General features: G+C 43.7%; 30 protein-coding genes. All 30 read right to left on the bottom strand.

What is annotated here, in order from left to right; genetic code table 11:
• Window positions 1–86: 86 nt before the first annotated feature.
• The 30 genes from rplQ to I3249_RS05215 all read right to left on the bottom strand — a co-directional run bounded on the left by rplQ (window position 87) and on the right by I3249_RS05215 (window position 17005).
• Window positions 87–446: a 50S ribosomal protein L17 gene (gene rplQ / locus I3249_RS05360; RefSeq protein WP_021813387.1), complete on the bottom strand. Its 360-nt coding sequence runs from the start codon at window positions 444–446 to the stop codon at window positions 87–89.
• Window positions 447–465: 19 nt separating this feature from the next.
• Complete coding sequence (gene rpoA / locus I3249_RS05355; protein ID WP_021813386.1) at window positions 466–1473, bottom strand: DNA-directed RNA polymerase subunit alpha; 1008 nt, start codon at window positions 1471–1473, stop codon at window positions 466–468.
• Window positions 1474–1553: 80 nt separating this feature from the next.
• A complete protein-coding gene (gene rpsD / locus I3249_RS05350; protein ID WP_057758723.1) occupies window positions 1554–2195 on the bottom strand; it encodes a 30S ribosomal protein S4 in 642 nt (213 codons plus the stop codon).
• A gap of 48 nt (window positions 2196–2243) precedes the next feature.
• Window positions 2244–2633, bottom strand: coding sequence for a 30S ribosomal protein S11 (gene rpsK / locus I3249_RS05345; protein WP_010196728.1), 390 nt, complete (start codon window positions 2631–2633; stop codon window positions 2244–2246).
• A 20-nt stretch (window positions 2634–2653) separates the two neighbouring features.
• A complete protein-coding gene (rpsM, locus tag I3249_RS05340; protein WP_238068987.1) occupies window positions 2654–3010 on the bottom strand; it encodes a 30S ribosomal protein S13 in 357 nt (118 codons plus the stop codon).
• Between the two features lie 247 nt (window positions 3011–3257).
• Window positions 3258–3374, bottom strand: coding sequence for a 50S ribosomal protein L36 (rpmJ, locus tag I3249_RS05335; RefSeq protein ID WP_010196721.1), 117 nt, complete (start codon window positions 3372–3374; stop codon window positions 3258–3260).
• 31 nt (window positions 3375–3405) lie between these two features.
• Complete coding sequence (secY, locus tag I3249_RS05330; protein ID WP_166739245.1) at window positions 3406–4737, bottom strand: preprotein translocase subunit SecY; 1332 nt, start codon at window positions 4735–4737, stop codon at window positions 3406–3408.
• 19 nt (window positions 4738–4756) lie between these two features.
• Entirely contained in the window at window positions 4757–5197 is a 441-nt protein-coding gene (gene rplO / locus I3249_RS05325; protein ID WP_057758719.1) for a 50S ribosomal protein L15, read from the bottom strand.
• Entirely contained in the window at window positions 5197–5376 is a 180-nt protein-coding gene (rpmD, locus tag I3249_RS05320) for a 50S ribosomal protein L30 (RefSeq protein WP_057758718.1), read from the bottom strand. Before rpmD ends, rplO begins: the two co-directional genes overlap by 1 nt.
• A gap of 20 nt (window positions 5377–5396) precedes the next feature.
• Window positions 5397–5912 (bottom strand): 30S ribosomal protein S5, encoded by a 516-nt coding sequence (gene rpsE / locus I3249_RS05315; protein ID WP_057758716.1) that lies wholly within the window; start codon window positions 5910–5912, stop codon window positions 5397–5399.
• A 2-nt stretch (window positions 5913–5914) separates the two neighbouring features.
• Window positions 5915–6265, bottom strand: a complete 351-nt coding sequence (gene rplR, locus I3249_RS05310; protein WP_057758713.1) for a 50S ribosomal protein L18 — start codon at window positions 6263–6265, stop codon at window positions 5915–5917.
• Between the two features lie 11 nt (window positions 6266–6276).
• Entirely contained in the window at window positions 6277–6810 is a 534-nt protein-coding gene (gene rplF, locus I3249_RS05305; RefSeq protein ID WP_057758710.1) for a 50S ribosomal protein L6, read from the bottom strand.
• Between the two features lie 176 nt (window positions 6811–6986).
• Window positions 6987–7385 (bottom strand): 30S ribosomal protein S8, encoded by a 399-nt coding sequence (rpsH, locus tag I3249_RS05300; RefSeq protein WP_101204864.1) that lies wholly within the window; start codon window positions 7383–7385, stop codon window positions 6987–6989.
• An 11-nt stretch (window positions 7386–7396) separates the two neighbouring features.
• The gene (gene rpsN, locus I3249_RS05295; protein WP_010196705.1) at window positions 7397–7702 is read right to left on the bottom strand and encodes a 30S ribosomal protein S14; all 306 of its coding nucleotides are present in this window, start codon (window positions 7700–7702) and stop codon (window positions 7397–7399) included.
• 12 nt (window positions 7703–7714) lie between these two features.
• Window positions 7715–8251: a 50S ribosomal protein L5 gene (gene rplE, locus I3249_RS05290; RefSeq protein ID WP_101204865.1), complete on the bottom strand. Its 537-nt coding sequence runs from the start codon at window positions 8249–8251 to the stop codon at window positions 7715–7717.
• A gap of 21 nt (window positions 8252–8272) precedes the next feature.
• Entirely contained in the window at window positions 8273–8590 is a 318-nt protein-coding gene (rplX, locus tag I3249_RS05285) for a 50S ribosomal protein L24 (RefSeq protein ID WP_101204866.1), read from the bottom strand.
• Between the two features lie 8 nt (window positions 8591–8598).
• Window positions 8599–8967 carry a 50S ribosomal protein L14 gene (gene rplN / locus I3249_RS05280; RefSeq protein WP_010196702.1) on the bottom strand — a complete coding sequence of 123 codons (369 nt, stop codon included), beginning with the start codon at window positions 8965–8967 and terminating at the stop codon, window positions 8599–8601.
• 183 nt (window positions 8968–9150) lie between these two features.
• The gene (gene rpsQ, locus I3249_RS05275; protein ID WP_010196699.1) at window positions 9151–9423 is read right to left on the bottom strand and encodes a 30S ribosomal protein S17; all 273 of its coding nucleotides are present in this window, start codon (window positions 9421–9423) and stop codon (window positions 9151–9153) included.
• The gene (gene rpmC / locus I3249_RS05270; RefSeq protein WP_110923946.1) at window positions 9420–9617 is read right to left on the bottom strand and encodes a 50S ribosomal protein L29; all 198 of its coding nucleotides are present in this window, start codon (window positions 9615–9617) and stop codon (window positions 9420–9422) included. Before rpmC ends, rpsQ begins: the two co-directional genes overlap by 4 nt.
• Window positions 9617–10030 carry a 50S ribosomal protein L16 gene (rplP, locus tag I3249_RS05265; RefSeq protein WP_010196693.1) on the bottom strand — a complete coding sequence of 138 codons (414 nt, stop codon included), beginning with the start codon at window positions 10028–10030 and terminating at the stop codon, window positions 9617–9619. Before rplP ends, rpmC begins: the two co-directional genes overlap by 1 nt.
• A 3-nt stretch (window positions 10031–10033) precedes the next feature.
• Window positions 10034–10756, bottom strand: coding sequence for a 30S ribosomal protein S3 (gene rpsC, locus I3249_RS05260; RefSeq protein ID WP_057758704.1), 723 nt, complete (start codon window positions 10754–10756; stop codon window positions 10034–10036).
• Window positions 10757–10759: 3 nt separating this feature from the next.
• Window positions 10760–11089 (bottom strand): 50S ribosomal protein L22, encoded by a 330-nt coding sequence (rplV, locus tag I3249_RS05255; protein ID WP_021813373.1) that lies wholly within the window; start codon window positions 11087–11089, stop codon window positions 10760–10762.
• Between the two features lie 10 nt (window positions 11090–11099).
• Complete coding sequence (gene rpsS / locus I3249_RS05250; protein WP_010196682.1) at window positions 11100–11375, bottom strand: 30S ribosomal protein S19; 276 nt, start codon at window positions 11373–11375, stop codon at window positions 11100–11102.
• Window positions 11376–11387: 12 nt separating this feature from the next.
• The gene (gene rplB, locus I3249_RS05245) at window positions 11388–12215 is read right to left on the bottom strand and encodes a 50S ribosomal protein L2 (protein ID WP_057758702.1); all 828 of its coding nucleotides are present in this window, start codon (window positions 12213–12215) and stop codon (window positions 11388–11390) included.
• An 11-nt stretch (window positions 12216–12226) separates the two neighbouring features.
• A complete protein-coding gene (gene rplW, locus I3249_RS05240; protein ID WP_057758700.1) occupies window positions 12227–12577 on the bottom strand; it encodes a 50S ribosomal protein L23 in 351 nt (116 codons plus the stop codon).
• On the bottom strand, window positions 12574–13176 hold the full coding sequence (gene rplD, locus I3249_RS05235; protein WP_057758698.1) for a 50S ribosomal protein L4: 603 nt from the start codon (window positions 13174–13176) through the stop codon (window positions 12574–12576). Before rplD ends, rplW begins: the two co-directional genes overlap by 4 nt.
• A 14-nt stretch (window positions 13177–13190) precedes the next feature.
• Entirely contained in the window at window positions 13191–13829 is a 639-nt protein-coding gene (rplC, locus tag I3249_RS05230; protein WP_057758696.1) for a 50S ribosomal protein L3, read from the bottom strand.
• 49 nt (window positions 13830–13878) lie between these two features.
• Window positions 13879–14190 carry a 30S ribosomal protein S10 gene (rpsJ, locus tag I3249_RS05225; protein WP_010196670.1) on the bottom strand — a complete coding sequence of 104 codons (312 nt, stop codon included), beginning with the start codon at window positions 14188–14190 and terminating at the stop codon, window positions 13879–13881.
• Window positions 14191–14600: 410 nt separating this feature from the next.
• Window positions 14601–16202 (bottom strand): Rne/Rng family ribonuclease, encoded by a 1602-nt coding sequence (locus I3249_RS05220; RefSeq protein WP_238068986.1) that lies wholly within the window; start codon window positions 16200–16202, stop codon window positions 14601–14603.
• Between the two features lie 119 nt (window positions 16203–16321).
• On the bottom strand, window positions 16322–17005 hold the full coding sequence (locus I3249_RS05215; RefSeq protein WP_238068985.1) for a Maf family protein: 684 nt from the start codon (window positions 17003–17005) through the stop codon (window positions 16322–16324).
• Between the last annotated feature and the right edge of the window lie 104 nt (window positions 17006–17109).

Below are 17109 nucleotides of genomic sequence, written 5' to 3'. Positions count from 1 at the left end.
CTAATAGTATATTTAGTCAAATTTAAGACAAAAAAAAGCTCCAATTGCATTGGAGCTTTTTTATGGAATATGTCTTAGGTGCAAAACTAGTCGCGATCAACCAATTCTACATAAGCCATTGGCGCATTGTCACCATCACGGTAACCGCATTTTACGATACGCAAATAACCACCTGGACGCGTCTGGTAACGAGGACCTAACGTGCCAAATAATTTGCCTACCATAGCTTTGCTACGCATACGGCTGAATGCTAAACGACGGTTAGCAACGCTGTCTTCTTTAGCCATAGTGATCAATGGCTCGGCAACGCGACGTAGTTCTTTAGCTTTTGGTAAAGTTGTTTTAATCAGTTCATGCTCAAATAATGAGTTAGTCATGTTCTGAAACATTGCCTTACGATGACTGCCGGTACGACCCAGCTTGACTCCACTCTTACGATGGCGCATAGTCAAAAATCCTTAAAGTTTAACGGCTACGATAAGAAAAGCGATCATCAACACGTAAATCAGCTGGTGGCCAGTTATCTAGGCGCATACCGAGCTCTAAATCTTTAGACGCTAATACGTCCTTGATTTCTGTCAATGATTTCTTACCAAGATTTGGGGTTTTTAGAAGTTCAGTCTCTGAACGCTGTACCAAATCACCGATATAGTAAATGTTTTCAGCTTTCAAGCAGTTGGCTGAGCGAACCGTTAGTTCAAGATCGTCCACAGGGCGTAATAGCACCGGATCAACCTCTTCTTTCTCTTTCACAGGCTCAGGCGCTTCTTCAGCTTCTAGGTCAACAAAGATAGAAATCTGTTGTTGTAAAATAGTGGCTGCTTTACGAATTGCTTCTTCTGGATCTATAGTGCCATTAGTTTCAAGCTCAATGATAAGACGATCAAGATCAGTACGCTGCTCTACACGAGCGTTCTCAACCTGATAAGCAACACGAAGCACAGGACTAAAACTTGCATCAAGCTTTAAGCGTCCAATTGCTTTAGTATCACCATCTTCACGGCGCTGGTTTGCTGGCTCATATCCACGACCCATCACTACACGCAAACGCATCTTAAGATGACCACGGTCGCTCAATGTACCCAAGACCAATTCTGGATTGATGATGTCAACATTGTGCGGCAACGCGATGTCTGCAGCAGTAATAGTGCCTGGACCTTGTTTATCCAAGGTCAAAAATACTTCATTTTGGTCATGAAGCGTAATTGCTAAGCCTTTTAAGTTCAAAAGCAAATCAAGTACGTCTTCTTGCAGGCCTTCAAGCGTTGAGTATTCATGGTCAACACCATCAATCTCAGCTTCAATGACTGCAGCACCAGGTAATGAAGATAACAAGATGCGACGCAGAGCATTACCTAGGGTATGCCCAAAGCCGCGTTCTAACGGTTCGAGCGTGACTTTCGCAATCGTTTCGTTAACCGTATCCACATTAATGGCATTCGGCGTTAGAAACTCAGTTGCATTTAGCATCATGATGTCACCTCGATTTATTAAACTGGTTTAATTAACGTTAATTGCTCAATGCCATTTTCATAACATTGAGCATTACGTCATTACTTAGAGTATAGCTCAACGATCAAGCTTTCGTTGATTTCAGCAGGTAGATCAATACGATCAGGCGCATGTTTAAACGTGCCTTGTAGTTTGCTGTGGTCAACATCAAGCCATTCTGGAATACCACGTTGTGTCGCTAATTCGATAGCGTTTTTAATACGTAGCTGTTCGCGAGATTTCTCTTGGATAGCGATGACATCACCATCTTGAAGCTGAATTGAAGGAATGTTCACACGAACAAACTCATCACGGCCAGCTTTTTTTACCATAACAGTACGATGACTGACTAGCTGACGTGCTTCTGCGCGAGTTGAGCCAAAGCCCATGCGATATACAACGTTATCTAGACGGCTCTCAAGCATTGCTAGTAGGTTTTCACCAGTAGCGCCACGCTTACGAGCAGCTTCTTTATAGTAGTTCGCGAATTGACGCTCTAGTACACCATAAATACGCTTAACTTTTTGCTTTTCACGCAACTGTAGAGCATATTCTGAGGTCTTGTTACGGCTTACGCCATGCTGACCTGGTGGACGACCAGCTTTCTTCGTTTTTACGTCATACGGTTTAACGCCAGACTTAAGGCCTAAATCCGTACCTTCACGACGTGATAATTTCAGTTTTGGTCCAATATAGCGGGCCATTGTTATGTCTCCTATAAGCTTTTAGTATAAAAAGCTTCGTCTTTAATATTAGACGCGGCGCTTTTTCGGCGCACGGCAACCATTGTGTGGGATTGGGGTTACATCAGAGATGCTGTTAACTTTATAACCCAATGCACCTAGTGCTCTTACCGCAGACTCACGACCCGGTCCTGGTCCTTTGACCAAAACATCGATATTCTTAACACCATATTCTTGGGCCGCTTTACCAGCGACTTCAGCTGCAACCTGAGCTGCAAATGGTGTAGATTTACGTGAACCACGGAAGCCTTGTCCACCTGAAGTGGCCCAAGCCAATGCATTACCTTGACGATCGGTAATCGTAACAATGGTGTTATTAAAAGACGCATGGATATGGGCAATGCCCTCCGATACTGAACGACGAGCCACCTTTTTGCGACTGCGAGTGTCTTTTGCCATCTTTTAGCTTCCTAAGTTAATTATCTTTTGAGAGGGCGTGTCGGACCCTTACGAGTACGAGCGTTGTTCTTGGTGTTCTGACCTCTAACTGGTAGGTTACGACGATGACGGATGCCACGGTAACAACCAAGATCAACTAAACGCTTGATGTTCATTGAAACTTCACGACGAAGGTCACCTTCAGTCATGTAGTTTGCAACTTGTGCACGGATAGCATCTAACTGTGTATCATCTAACTGACTGACTTTAGTAGTAGGGGCGATGCCAACTGCTTCTAAGATTTTCTCAGCAGTGGTACGACCTACACCAAAGATGTAAGTTAGTGAAATAACAGCATGCTTATTATCCGGAATGTTTACGCCGGCAATACGAGCCATTGATTTCTCTCCATTAAAGAAAAATAAGCGTTATCTAGCGATAAGGCTTTACTCTTCAGATTTGTTGCTGTTAATACTAGAGCTTTTATAGTCATTATCGATGTTTTGACTATAAGTCTGCTCATCGATTCTATTATAAAAGATTTTGTATAAACACGGCAAGTGGCGGATGATATCGCATCCGCCGTTATTTTTCAAGTATTAATTTAATTAGCAGCGAAAACTAGATGTTTTCTGATACTAATTATTAACCTTGACGTTGCTTGTGGCGAGGTTCTGCTGTACAAATAATATGTACACGGCCTTTACGGCGCACAACTTTACAGCTACCACAAATCTTTTTAACTGATGCTTGAACTTTCATAGCATGCTCCTTGAAATATCGTACCGCTCATTTAAGGTTGAGTGGGCGATTGAATTAACGTCTGATCATGATATTGATGGGTCATCAAATGCGCTTGAATCTGCGAGATGAAGTCCATTACCACAACCACCATAATCAGTAAAGACGTACCACCGAGTTGAAACGGCACACCAAACGATGACTGGACGACCATTGGCATTAAACAAATAACCGTCATATACATCGCGCCAATAAAGGTCAGTCGGTTTAATACATGATCGAGGTAACGCTGAGTTTGTTGTCCTGGGCGAATACCTGGAATATACGCACCACTACGTTTAAGGTTCTCTGCTACTTCACGCGGACTAAATACCAATGCCGTATAAAAATAACAGAAGAAAATAATCATTGCGCCAAACAGTACTAAGTATAGCGGCTGTCCTGGGGACAACACCAATGCCATATTTTGAAGTATTTTCTGTACAAAGGTAGGATCAGTCGATTGACCAACCCACTGCCCTAAACTTGCAGGAAACAATAACAAAGAACTGGCAAAAATAGCTGGGATAACCCCTGCCATATTTAGCTTAAGCGGCAAATGTGATTGCTGCTGAGCATAAATTTTGCGACCTTGTTGCTGTTTTTGTGCATAGTTCACAGGAACACGGCGTTGAGCACGTTCAATATAAACGATACCCGCAGTAACCGCGATACCTAACAGTACAAAAATAAATAGCACAATCAAGTTCATCTGACCTTGATTGACCTGTTCAATAGACTGCGAAATCATACCTGGCGTACCAGCCACAATACTCGCGAAAATGAGCATTGAAATACCATTACCTACGCCGCGTTCTGTAATCTGCTCACCAAGCCACATTAAGAACATTGCGCCTGCTACTAAAGAAGTGACAGCTGGAATATAAAAGGTAAGACCAGTAGATAAAGTAAGGTTTTGGCTGATTAAGCCGGCACACATTCCTAATGACTGTACTAGAGCTAAAGCAAGCGTTCCCTGACGGGTATACTTGTTTAGCTTGCGTCGTCCCGCTTCACCTTCTTTTTTGAGGGCTTCAAGCGATGGCAATACTGCAGACATCATCTGTACGATAATCGATGCTGAGATATATGGCATAATGCCAAGTGCCATGATAGACATACGCTCTAGCGCACCACCTGAGAACATATTAAACATGCTCAGAATGGTGTTTTCGTTGCGCGAAAACAGATCAGCCAAGTTAACTGGGTTGATACCCGGAACTGGAATATGTGACCCTAAACGATAAACAATCAATGCGCCGATTAAAAATAATAAACGCGTCCATAGCTCATCATACTTACGTATAAATGCGAATGGATTAAGCGGTATACCAGCCGATGACATTGATTGTTTTGACACGTTACTACTCCTCGATGCTACCACCAGCAGCTTCGATAGCTTGCTTAGCACCTTTAGTCACTTTAATACCTTTGAAAGTATAAGCTTTAGTGACTTCGCCTGATAGCATTACACGAGCACGTTTCATATCGTGACGGATAAGGTTAGCAGCTTTAAGTGTTTCAAGGCTAACTACATCGCCTTCAATTTTATTCAGTTCAGAAAGACGTACTTCAGCAGTCTTCATAGCCAGTTTACTGGTAAAACCAAATTTTGGTAGACGACGATATAAAGGCATCTGACCACCTTCAAATCCTGAGCGAATGCTAGAACCTGAACGAGATTTCTGACCTTTTACACCACGACCACCAGTCTTACCAAGACCTGAACCGATACCACGACCACGACGTTGGGCAGTTTTCTTTGCGCCAACACCTGGTGATAATTCATTTAATCTAAGACCCATTACGCTTCCTCCACTTTTACCATGTAGTTAACGCGATTGACCATACCACGAGTCGAAGGAGTATCTTCTACTACTACAGTATGATTAATACGGCGTAAACCCAATCCTTTCAAGCTCGCTTTGTGGCTCTTTAGGCGATGGGCACCCGATTTAAATTGAGTGACTTTCATTTTTTTCATCGTAACTCACCTAGTCTAAGTTAACCCAAGATTTCGTCTACAGATTTACCACGTTTAGCTGCCATCTTCTCTGGAGTTGACATATCACGTAAACCGTTAAACGTTGCGCGAACAACGTTAGCAGTATTGGTAGAACCATAACATTTAGTCAAAACATCTTTGACACCAGCAACTTCTAATACAGCACGCATTGCGCCACCAGCGATTACGCCAGTACCTTCAGATGCAGGTTGCATATAGACTTTACTAGCACCATGACGTGCTTTGATTGGATGATGCAAAGTTGCATCATTTAGCTCAACAGTAATCATATTACGTTTGGCAGCTTCTAGTGCTTTTTGGATAGCAGCTGGCACTTCACGTGCTTTACCGCGACCAAAACCTACACGACCATTGCCATCGCCCACTACAGTCAATGCAGTGAAAGAGAAAATACGACCACCTTTAACAACTTTCGCTACGCGATCAACGGTAACTAAGCGTTCTACTAGACCGTCAGTCTGTTCATTTTTATCATTTTTATCATTTCTAGCCATGATTAAAACTCCAATCCGTTTTCGCGAGCAGCTTCTGCTAAAGCTTTAACTCGACCATGATATTTGAAACCACTACGGTCAAAGGCAACTTTAGTAATGCCAGCTGCTTTTGCGCGTTCTGCGATCATTTGGCCTACAGACGTTGCTGAATCAGCATTACCAGTCGCGCCTGAACGCAAGCTGCTGTCTAAGGTAGATGCCTGAGCAATCACTTCACCACCATTTGGAGAGATAATCTGGGCATAAATATGTTTTGACGTGCGGTTAACCGTTAAGCGATGAACGCCTAAGAAACGGATATGCGCGCGTGTTTTCTTAGCTCGACGCAGACGAGCTGCTTTTTTATCAAACATTTCAACTCACCTTATTTTTTCTTAGCTTCTTTGCGAATCACATGCTCGTCACTATAACGAATACCTTTACCTTTGTAAGGCTCAGGTGGGCGGAAACCACGGATGTTGGCGGCTGCTTGACCAAGCTGCTGTTTATTGTTTGATTTCAAAACAATTTCAGTTTGCGTTGGCGTTTCAGCTGATACACCTTCAGGTAACGTATACTCTACTGGATGAGAATAACCAACGTTCAAGGTTACCTTGTTACCAGTAACTTGCGCGCGATAACCAACACCAATTAACTGAAGACGTCTTTCAAAGCCTTCGTTCACGCCAGTAACATAGTTGTTAACAAGAGCGCGCATGGTGCCAGTGTGCATCATAGCTTCTTTTGAATCGACTGTAGGTGAGAAAATGATAGCATCATCTTCCTGTTTCAGCTCGACCAATTCATGCAGGCGTAAAGACATAGAACCGTTCTTGCCTTTAACTTCGACCTGCCGATCGTTCAAAGTAACGCTTACGCCGTTTGGCAGCGTCACTGGGGCTTTAGCCACACGAGACATAGGAATATTCCTTAAAAAATTTAACTTCTTTATATTAGCGAAAAAACTAACAGGCTAAAAAGCGTGTTAGTTTAGCATAGTTGACTGTGTTAGACATCTATCAATTCGAAATAATTTAATATTACTCAAACAATAGAAGCCTAACAACCATCAAATAGACTTCATCGTCGTATAGCTTACGCTACAAATGCGACGATTTCACCACCGATACCAGCAGCGCGTGCAGCACGATCGCTCATGATACCTTGGCTAGTAGATACGATAGCAACACCCATACCTTGCTTAACAGTAGGGATAGCGTCTTTACCGCGGAACTGGCGTAAACCAGGACGGCTATAACGTTGGATAGTCTCGATGACAGCACGGCCTTCGAAATATTTCAATTCAATAGTAAGGGTTGCTTTGTTGTTTTCTTCTTCAGCAACAACAGCGCTAGCCACATAACCTTCGCTAACTAGTAAATCAGCAATTGATTTACGTAATTTAGAGCTCGGCATTGCTACCGATACTTTGTTAGCCATTTGTGCGTTACGGATACGGGTTAGCATATCCCCAACGGTATCTTGCATACTCATATAGTTACTCCTTACCAGCTTGCTTTACGAACACCAGGCACATCGCCTTGCATGACACGCTCACGCAGCATATTGCGTGACAAGCCAAACTTGCGGAAGTAACCGTGAGGACGACCGGTGATAGCACAACGATTACGCAGACGTACTGGTGATGAGTTACGTGGAAGAGCTTGTAGCTCTAACATCGCTTCCATACGAGTTTCGTCACTTGCAGTCATATCACTGATAGTTTCTTTTAGCTTGATACGCTTTTCAGCATATTTAGCAACCATTTTTTCGCGCTTTAATTCGCGGTTAATCATGCTCTTCTTTGCCATAACGTCTTTACCTTATTTAAATGGGAAGCCGAATGCTTTAAGCAACGCACGACCTTCTTCATCAGATTGAGCTGACGTGGTGATTGTCACATCCATACCACGGATACGATCAATCTTGTCAAAATCTACTTCTGGGAATACGATTTGTTCTTTGATACCCAATGAGTAGTTACCACGTCCGTCAAAGGCTTTAGGTGAAAAACCGCGGAAATCACGAATACGAGGAATTGCAATGGCAACGAGACGATCTAAAAATTCGTACATTTGCTCACCGCGTAGCGTTACTTTACAGCCAATTGGCCATTCTTCACGAATCTTAAAGCCAGCAACTGATTTACGCGCTTTGGTGACAACAGGTTTTTGACCAGCAATCGCGGTCATATCAGCTACAGCACCTTCCAACAATTTCTTGTCTTGAGACGCGCCGCCTACACCCATGTTAAGTGTGATTTTAGTGATTTTAGGCACTTGCATCACATTTGCCAAACCAAGCTCTTCTTTGATTTGCTGCTTTAGTTCATCGTTATATAAAGATTTTAATCTTGCCATTACCATTACACCCTTAGTGTCTTACGCAGTCGCCACTACTTCACCGCTTGAACGATAGACGCGTTGTTTCTTGCCGTCTTCGCCAAACTGATAAGTAATACGGTCTGCTTTTTGGGTTTGCGCATTTAAGATTGCGACATTTGAGATATGCAGAAAAGCTTCTTGCTTAAGAATGCCACCTTCAACGCCAGTTGCCTGATTTGGCTTCTGATGTTTAGTAACAATATTAATGCCTTCAACTTTAATACGATCGTTTTTTACAGCTTGTACAGTACCTTGCTTGCCTTTGTCTTTCCCAGCAATCACGATAACTGTATCGCCTTTACGTAATTTTGACATGGATTACCTCACAATACTTCTGGTGCTAGTGATACAATTTTCATAAACTGATCACCACGTAGTTCACGAGTTACCGGTCCAAAAATACGAGTTGCAATCGGCGCTTTGTTTTGGTTCAACAATACCGCAGCATTGTCATCAAAACGTAACACAGAACCATCTGGACGACGAACGCCTTTTTTGGTACGTACAACTACTGCATTCATCACGTCGCCTTTTTTAACACGACCACGAGGAATGGCTTCTTTAACCGTTACTTTAATAATGTCGCCAACTGATGCATAACGACGATGAGAACCACCCAGTACTTTAATGCACTGAACTCGCCTTGCACCGCTATTGTCTGCAACTTCCAGCATTGACTCAACCTGAATCATAGCGTTACTCCACACGTATGAGCAATAAAAACCAGTTGCTGCCGCTAGCACAGAATGAGTAGGACGGCATTTTAATATAAATAACCGCGACTTACTCTTAATGTGAGTGATATACGCTCGGCGCAATCAGCATCCTTAAAAAGGCGGCTATTTTAACAGCTTCTGGCTTTTAATGCAATTTACTTAGATTTTTTCTACTTTTTCAACCACATCAACTAAAGTCCAAGACTTAGTTTTTGAGATTGGACGCGTTTCTTTGATACGGACAAGGTCGCCTTGTTGGCAAACGTTGTTCTCATCATGTGCTTTGATTTTAGTAGAACGACGAAGCTGTTTGCCATACAAAGGATGACGAACCAGACGCTCAATCAAAACTGTGATGGACTTGTCCATCTTGTCGCTGACAACTCGTCCTGTCAATACGCTAGCATTAGCTGTTTGATTGTTATCGCTCATGAGTCGCCTCGTTGTTTCTCGTTGATCAAAGTCTGAAGCTGAGCAATCGTGCGACGATTGCCTCTGACTTCATGGGTATTACCCAACTGACCAGTTGCTTTAGCCATACGAATACGGAAAGCATCAAGTTGCTTTTCATCAAGTAACTGGGTCAGTTCTTCTAATGATTTATCACGTAATTCACTGATCTTCATTACATTATCGTCCGCTTAACAATGGTAGTTTTAAAGGGCAGTTTTGCTGCAGCAAGCGTGAAAGCTTCACGTGCAAGCTCTTCTGGCACCCCTTCAATTTCATATAGCACTTTACCAGGCTTGATTTCGCATACCCAATACTCGACTGGACCTTTACCTTTACCCATACGTACTTCTAATGGTTTGTTGGTAATAGGCTTGTCTGGGAATACACGAATCCAAATCTTACCGCCACGCTTAATTTTACGAGTGATGGTACGACGTGCTGCTTCGATTTGACGAGCTGTCATACGACCACGCGTCAATGATTTTAGACCAATTTGTCCGAATGCAACGGTGCTTCCACGATGAGCTAGCCCAGTGTTACGACCTTTGTGCATTTTACGAAACTTGGTACGTTTTGGCTGTAACATAGTTTAACCTCTGTCTGAGTTTCGACGGTTTCCACGACCACGGCGTTTTGGCGCACGAGTCTGCTCTTCTTTGACGGGATTATATACACTGTTCATACCGTCAAGGATTTCGCCACGGAAAATCCAAACTTTAACACCGATGGTGCCGTAAGTTGTCTCTGCACGAATTGACGAGTAGTCAATATCAGCACGGAGTGTATGCAATGGCACACGACCTTCACGGTACCATTCACTACGAGCAATCTCAGCACCGCCTAGACGGCCAGACAGCTCAACCTTGATACCTTTAGCACCAGAACGCATGCTGTTCTGTACTGCGCGTTTCATCGCACGACGGAACATAACACGACGCTCAAGCTGGCTACCGATGCCGTCTGCTACCAAACGTGCATCAAGGTCAGGTGACGTGATTTCTTCAATGTTGACCTGAGCAGGTACGCCCATAATTTTGGTCAATTCTTTTTGAAGTCTTTCGATATCTTCGCCTTTCTTACCGATAACAATACCAGGACGCGCAGTGGCGATGGTAATCTTAGCAGCGCCAGTAGGACGCTCGATCATGATGTTGCTGATCATAGCGTTATCTAGCTTTTTGCGTAGATATTCACGAACTTGAATGTCGTTGATTAGGTATTCTGAGTATTGTTTAGGGTTAGCATACCAGTTTGCGTTATGCTTTTTTACAACACCAAGACGAATTCCGATTGGATGTACTTTTTGACCCATAACTTATTCTCCTACCTTTATAGTGATGTGACAAGTACGCTTGCTGATACGATCAGCACGGCCTTTGGCACGTGGTAGGATACGTTTTAGCGTAATGCCTTCATCAACATAGATAGTAGCGACTTTTAGGTCGTCAATATCTAAGCCGTGATTATGTTCGGCATTGGCGATGGCTGAGTTAAGGCATTTCTTAACAAACACAGCGCCTTTTTTATTGCTATACGTTAGGATATCCAAAGCACGCTCAATAGATTTGCCACGAACTTCATCAGCAACGAGTCTAACTTTTTGTGCCGATATGGCGGCACCGCGTAATTTTGCAGTTACTTCCATGGTAAGCACCTTATCTCTTAGCTTTTTTGTCAATGCCGTGACCACGATACGTACGAGTCGGGGCAAATTCACCTAGTTTATGACCAACCATCTGCTCGCTCACGATAACCGGTACATGAGTACGGCCGTTGTGAACAGATAAAGTTAGGCCAACCATTTGTGGCAGAATCATCGAGCGGCGCGACCAAGTCTTAATTGGCTTGCGTGAGTTGGTGTCTAATGCATTCTCAACTTTAGCAAACAAGTGCGCGTCTATGAATGGACCTTTTTTCAATGAACGAGGCATGAAATTCTTCCTTTATTTCTTCTTGGCGCGACGGCGGATGATCATGTTGTCAGTACGCTTATTGTGACGCGTTTTAAGTCCTTTAGACTTCTGACCCCAAGGGCTGGTTGGATGGCGACCTTTGTTACGACCTTCACCACCACCGTGTGGGTGATCAACCGGGTTCATAGCGACACCACGAACAGAAGGACGAACACCACGCCAACGTGAAGCACCGGCTTTACCAAGTGATTTCAAGTTGTTTTCAGTGTTAGAAACTTCACCAATAACAGCGCGGCAATTTACGTGTACACGGCGAGTTTCGCCAGAACGCATACGTAGAATAGCATAAACACCGTCACGACCTAGTAACTGAACGCTAGCACCCGCAGAACGAGCCATCTGTGCACCTTTACCGATTTTAAGTTCGATATTGTGAATCACAGTACCCAATGGGATGTTTTTTAGCGGTAAGCAGTTACCTGGACGAATTGGAGAAGTCTCGCCTGACATTACTGTATCACCAACTACTTGTTTCTTAGCAGCGATAATGTAACGACGTTCGCCATCAGCATACTTAAGTAGAGCAATATGAGCAGTACGGTTAGGATCGTATTCAATACGCTCTACCGTTGCTGGGATATTGTCTTTAGTACGTTTGAAATCGATAATGCGATAATGTTGCTTATGACCACCGCCAATGTGACGAGTAGTAATGCGGCCATTATTGTTACGACCACCTGACTTGCTTTTTGATTCTAGAAGTGCTGCAAACGGACGACCTTTGTACAGGTGTGGATGCACTACTTTTTCAACAAAACGACGGCCTGGTGATGTTGGCTTTGCTCTTACGATAGGCATGAGTGTAATCCTTATTCGTTATTCGCTGTTTCACTAGTAGAATCAGTAGTATTCGCTACTTCTTCACCAGCATCAGCCATTTGTACATCTTGACCAGCTTTTAAGGTAACATAGGCTTTTTTGTAGTCGTTACGACGGCCAATGCTTTTACCAAAACGCTTTGTCTTACCTTTAACATTCAAAGTGTTTACTTTAGTAACTTCAACACCTTCAAACATCAACTCAACTGCTTTCTTGACTTCAAGCTTAGTAGCATTAGAATCAATTTTAAATACCTGCACACCAAGTGAGTCGCCAAGCATTTGAGATTTTTCTGAGAATACAGGCCCTCTTAAGACCTGATAAAGTCTTGCGTTATTCATGCTAGTGCTTCCTCAAATTGTTTCGCAGCTTCAACTGACATGATCACTTTATCAAATGCGATCAAGCTCACTGGGTCCACTTCATTTGTACCAAGTACATTGACGTGTGGAATGTTGCGAGCAGCTAAGTATAAGTTTTCATCAACTTCTTTAGTAACGATTAGTGCACGAGGTGCATTCAAATCGTTTAACTTAGCAATCAGTTCTTTGGTTTTCGGCCCAGAAACGCTCAACTCTTCTACCAAAATCAGACGCTCTTGACGAATCAATTCTGCTAGGATGCACTGCATCGCACCGCGATACATTTTACGGTTTACTTTCTGTGACCAATCTTGTGGTTTTGCAGCGAATGCACGACCACCTGAACGCCAGATTGGGCTACGAATAGAACCCGCACGAGCGCGACCAGTACCTTTTTGGCGCCATGGCTTAATACCACCGCCAGAAACTTCGGCACGTGTTTTTTGTGCGCGTGTACCTTGGCGAGCACCAGCTAAATAAGCGGTGACGACTTGATGCACTAGTGCTTCGTTGAATTCACGACCAAATGCCGTATCAGAAAGCTCAACCGCCGCACCTGTAACTGTTTTTAAATCCACGTTAATCCCCTTGCTTAGGCTTTGACTGACGGACGTACGATAACATCGCCACCGGTGGCACCTGGGATAGCACCCTTGATGACAAGTAACCCTTTTTCGGCATCAACCGAAATCACTTCTAGGCCCTGAACGGTAACACGTTTGTTACCCATCTGACCCGCCATCTTCTTGCCTTTGAATACTTTACCTGGTGACTGGTTTTGACCAGTTGAACCATGCGCACGATGAGACACTGAGTTACCATGAGTAGCATCTTGCATACTAAAGTTGTGACGCTTAACAGGGCCTTGGAAACCTTTACCTTTGCTCTGTCCTGTCACATCAACCATCTGACCTTGTTCGAACAAGTCAGCTAGAATCTCGCCGCCAATCTCACGACCTTCAAGATCGCTTTCGTTGGCACGGAATTCCCAAACACCACGGCCAGCTTTAACACCAGCTTTAGCGAAGTGACCCTTTTGTGCAGCTGTTACGCGGCTGTCACGACGAGTACCTGTGGTAATTTGGATGGCTTGATAACCATCTACATCAGTATTTTTTACTTGAGTAATGCGGTTTGCATCGACCTCAACAACTGTTACAGGGATAGATGCGCCTGTTTCAGTGAAGACACGGGTCATGCCGCACTTTTTACCGACTAAACCGATCGCCATTTTAGACCTCTTTATATCTTATATTAATGGGTTGGGTGTTTAATGTGCATTAACCCAAAGCAATTTGAACGTCAACACCCGCCGCTAAATCTAATTTCATTAGCGCATCCACAGTTTTGTCAGTTGGCTGAACGATATCAACCATACGCTTATGAGTACGGATTTCGTACTGGTCACGAGCGTCTTTGTTAACGTGTGGTGAGGTTAGAACGTTGAAGCGCTCAATGCGAGTCGGCAACGGTACAGGACCACAAACTTGCGCACCGGTGCGCTTTGCAGTATCAACAATCTCTTGTGCAGATTGATCAATCAGACGATGATCAAAAGACTTAAGACGGATACGGATTCTCTGGTTAGCCATGCCAGCAAGCTCCTAATATGTGCCTTTGTCATTCTTGCGTCGCAAGACCATGATCAAAAGCAGTTTGGTTAAATATTCACTTAAAGCGGCCTTCTGTTCTTAACCAGAATGAGTTCTTTATCCGAACTTATAGCGTGCCAAAAGCAAAATAGTTTAAAGCCCCGCCAACCCTCCTATTAAATGGAAAGTAGCAAAGGCATAATGAAATAGTGCTAGAAACGATGCTCTAGCTGTCATAGCGCCAGCTTTTTTTATTCAGCTGCGCATATATAATTCAGTGGTGTATATTATACATAGTATTTTAGGTATTGCAAGAGCAATCTCTAGTATCATTAGAGATGCTCCTTCTTATACTGGCCATTAACCAAACAAATATTTTCATCTAAAATTATCATTTGTTTTGAATAATATTAATCTAAAACAATATCATACTGCTCTTGGGTATATAGGTTCTCTACATCAAAAGTAATCACCCTACCCAGTAGATACTCTAAATCGGCCACTGTGTCTGACTCTGTTGTAAGCAGTAAGTCAATGACTGCCGCATGAGCCACCACTGTGAACTTTTTAGGAGAATTATAAGTGCGGGCGCAGCGCATAATCTCACGGAAAATCTCAAAGCAAACGGTCTCTGCGGTTTTGACAAACCCGCGTCCTTGACAAGTTGAGCACGGCTCGCAAAGCTGCTGACCCAGTGATTCACGAGTGCGTTTGCGTGTCATCTCTACTAAGCCAAGCTCACTAACCTGCGTAATCTTGGTCTTTGCATAATCTTGGGTAAGCTGCGCCTGTAAGCTCTCAAGCACGTCATCTTTATGCTGTTGCTCAAGCATATCGATAAAATCTAGAATGATAATGCCGCCTAGATTACGTAGTCGCAGTTGACGAGCGATAGCATGTGTGGCTTCTAGATTAGTCTTGTAAACCGTATCCTCTAATGAGCGACCACCCACAAAAGAACCTGTATTGACATCGATCGTGGTCATAGCTTCGGTCTGATCGATAATCAGATAACCACCAGACTTGAGATCGACACGGCGCTTTAGTGCATCACGTAAGTCATCCTCAACACGGTGTACATCAAATAGCGACTGCTCAGCGGTGTAGTGCACGATTCGGTCATAGACGAATGGAACAAACTCTTTGGCAAAATATCTGACTTGCTCATAAATCTGCGTATTATCAATGATGACTTTTTCGGTATCAGCGTGAACCAAGTCACGGATAGAACGTAATGGTAATGACAGTTCTTGATAGATCAGCTCTGAGCTCTGATGATGATTAATCTCTTGGCGACGAGCACAGATAGTACGCCATAGCTGCAATAGATAATAGATGTCCTCTTCTAGCTTATCGACAGGCACACGCTCAGCAGCGGTACGGGCAATCAGTCCACCTTTTAGATTGACCGTCTGCATTAGGCTACTAAGTTCGGTCTTTAATCGGCTACGCTCTTCTTCACCATCGATACGCTGCGATATACCAATATGATCACTCGATGGTAAATATACTAGATAACGTGATGGTAGTGAGATGTTGGTCGTTAGACGAGCACCTTTGCTCCCTAACTGATCTTTGGTTACCTGTACCAAAATACGCTGACTTTCATGTAGGCGATGCTGAATCAATGTTTTAGACGCTGGTACTATTTCTGTGCTTTGCGCACTGACAACAGGCGGTGTCACAGCCAAGCTATCAGCAGCAGCGTTGGTAGTTGCATCGTCCTCATTTATCTCGTGCTTAGTGGCCTTAGCCGCTTTGTTTTTTTCTACAACGGGTCGTGGTTCACGCTGCATATCGTTGACATGTAGAAATGCGGTCCGTGATTGACCAATATCTACGAAGGCTGCCTGCATACCAGGAAGGACGCGTACGACCGTCCCCAGATAGATATTGCCGACCAACCCCAGTTTGTGATGTCGTTCAATATAAATCTCGCCCAAAATACCATTGTCTAAAACCGCAACACGGGATTCCATTGGACTAATATTAATCAGCAGCTCTTCGGACATAGTTTTTCTCTTATCTCTCAGCTTTCTTATTAGACGGTCATCGCCTATTAGATTGACAGTGTAACAAATGCGACTTGCTCTTGCCCATTACCCTACCGTGTCATTATGTGCATATCCCATTATGACGGGTTGACTGTGTCCATACTGCCTTCTGTCATGTCTTTGATTAGTGCCAGTGTTTGTGCCAGTGGCAGACCAACAACATTGGTGTAGCTACCGTTGATACGACTGACCCACGCCGCACCCAGTCCTTGAATGCCATATCCACCAGCTTTATCAGCGGGTTCGCCACTGTCCCAATAGTCGCTCATCATCTGTGTCGTCAGAGGTATAAAAGTCACTTCCGTACGCTCAGTAATTCGCTGTTGGTTGATAATTTGCAAGCACTGTGTAGGTTCTGAGGGGCTTCGTTCTACTTTGGGCAATAGCTGTACTTGAGTCGCTTGAACGGCAGTCCATACTTCGTGGACGTTATCAGACATACGCTGCCACATACTATATGCGTGCTCGCGATCGACGGGTTTGACCAATACTGTCTTACCATCCGACAGTACACCGATGGTATCAGAAGTCAAAATAATAAACGGTGATGTAGGGCTCTCGTGATTTGCTTGAGACGTGTCACTTAACTGTTGTATCGCGGCATCAGCTTTGGTTGCAATCATGCGTTCTATATAGTCTGTTGGCGACTCATTATCTAACGGCGTCTCGTCGATATCTACACTTAAGATAGTAAAGTCTAGTTGCGCTCTTTCTAGTAGCTCACGACGACGCGGAGAGCCAGACGCCAAAACGATATCCATCAATCTTCTCTTCATTTATAAATTTATGATGTGTGTGGTTGTACAGTATTGTATACAGAGCAAGCTAAGCTGTTAAACAAAGTAATCTTGATAACTGATAATTT

The sequence above is a fragment of the Psychrobacter sp. Ps1 genome, assembly GCF_022129425.1.
GTDB lineage: Bacteria > Pseudomonadota > Gammaproteobacteria > Pseudomonadales > Moraxellaceae > Psychrobacter.
This window is presented reverse-complemented; position numbering and strand designations above follow the sequence as displayed.

Bases quoted from the DNA above. Each gene is read 5' to 3' on its own strand.
- rplQ (WP_021813387.1), bottom strand. From the start codon at position 446: ATGCGCCATCGTAAGAGTGGAGTCAAGCTGGGTCGTACCGGCAGTCAT.
- rpoA (WP_021813386.1), bottom strand. From the start codon at position 1,473: ATGATGCTAAATGCAACTGAGTTTCTAACGCCGAATGCCATTAATGTG.
- rpsD (WP_057758723.1), bottom strand. From the start codon at position 2,195: ATGGCCCGCTATATTGGACCAAAACTGAAATTATCACGTCGTGAAGGT.
- rpsK (WP_010196728.1), bottom strand. From the start codon at position 2,633: ATGGCAAAAGACACTCGCAGTCGCAAAAAGGTGGCTCGTCGTTCAGTA.
- rpsM (WP_238068987.1), bottom strand. From the start codon at position 3,010: ATGGCTCGTATTGCCGGCGTAAACATTCCGGATAATAAGCATGCTGTT.
- rpmJ (WP_010196721.1), bottom strand. From the start codon at position 3,374: ATGAAAGTTCAAGCATCAGTTAAAAAGATTTGTGGTAGCTGTAAAGTT.
- secY (WP_166739245.1), bottom strand. From the start codon at position 4,737: ATGTCATCGGCTGGTATACCGCTTAATCCATTCGCATTTATACGTAAG.
- rplO (WP_057758719.1), bottom strand. From the start codon at position 5,197: ATGGGTCTTAGATTAAATGAATTATCACCAGGTGTTGGCGCAAAGAAA.
- rpmD (WP_057758718.1), bottom strand. From the start codon at position 5,376: ATGAAAAAAATGAAAGTCACTCAATTTAAATCGGGTGCCCATCGCCTA.
- rpsE (WP_057758716.1), bottom strand. From the start codon at position 5,912: ATGGCTAGAAATGATAAAAATGATAAAAATGAACAGACTGACGGTCTA.
- rplR (WP_057758713.1), bottom strand. From the start codon at position 6,265: ATGTTTGATAAAAAAGCAGCTCGTCTGCGTCGAGCTAAGAAAACACGC.
- rplF (WP_057758710.1), bottom strand. From the start codon at position 6,810: ATGTCTCGTGTGGCTAAAGCCCCAGTGACGCTGCCAAACGGCGTAAGC.
- rpsH (WP_101204864.1), bottom strand. From the start codon at position 7,385: ATGAGTATGCAAGATACCGTTGGGGATATGCTAACCCGTATCCGTAAC.
- rpsN (WP_010196705.1), bottom strand. From the start codon at position 7,702: ATGGCAAAGAAGAGCATGATTAACCGCGAATTAAAGCGCGAAAAAATG.
- rplE (WP_101204865.1), bottom strand. From the start codon at position 8,251: ATGGCAAGATTAAAATCTTTATATAACGATGAACTAAAGCAGCAAATC.
- rplX (WP_101204866.1), bottom strand. From the start codon at position 8,590: ATGTCAAAATTACGTAAAGGCGATACAGTTATCGTGATTGCTGGGAAA.
- rplN (WP_010196702.1), bottom strand. From the start codon at position 8,967: ATGATTCAGGTTGAGTCAATGCTGGAAGTTGCAGACAATAGCGGTGCA.
- rpsQ (WP_010196699.1), bottom strand. From the start codon at position 9,423: ATGAGCGATAACAATCAAACAGCTAATGCTAGCGTATTGACAGGACGA.
- rpmC (WP_110923946.1), bottom strand. From the start codon at position 9,617: ATGAAGATCAGTGAATTACGTGATAAATCATTAGAAGAACTGACCCAG.
- rplP (WP_010196693.1), bottom strand. From the start codon at position 10,030: ATGTTACAGCCAAAACGTACCAAGTTTCGTAAAATGCACAAAGGTCGT.
- rpsC (WP_057758704.1), bottom strand. From the start codon at position 10,756: ATGGGTCAAAAAGTACATCCAATCGGAATTCGTCTTGGTGTTGTAAAA.
- rplV (WP_021813373.1), bottom strand. From the start codon at position 11,089: ATGGAAGTAACTGCAAAATTACGCGGTGCCGCCATATCGGCACAAAAA.
- rpsS (WP_010196682.1), bottom strand. From the start codon at position 11,375: ATGCCTCGTTCATTGAAAAAAGGTCCATTCATAGACGCGCACTTGTTT.
- rplB (WP_057758702.1), bottom strand. From the start codon at position 12,215: ATGCCTATCGTAAGAGCAAAGCCAACATCACCAGGCCGTCGTTTTGTT.
- rplW (WP_057758700.1), bottom strand. From the start codon at position 12,577: ATGAATAACGCAAGACTTTATCAGGTCTTAAGAGGGCCTGTATTCTCA.
- rplC (WP_057758696.1), bottom strand. From the start codon at position 13,829: ATGGCGATCGGTTTAGTCGGTAAAAAGTGCGGCATGACCCGTGTCTTC.
- rpsJ (WP_010196670.1), bottom strand. From the start codon at position 14,190: ATGGCTAACCAGAGAATCCGTATCCGTCTTAAGTCTTTTGATCATCGT.
- I3249_RS05220 (WP_238068986.1), bottom strand. From the start codon at position 16,202: ATGTCCGAAGAGCTGCTGATTAATATTAGTCCAATGGAATCCCGTGTT.
- I3249_RS05215 (WP_238068985.1), bottom strand. From the start codon at position 17,005: ATGGATATCGTTTTGGCGTCTGGCTCTCCGCGTCGTCGTGAGCTACTA.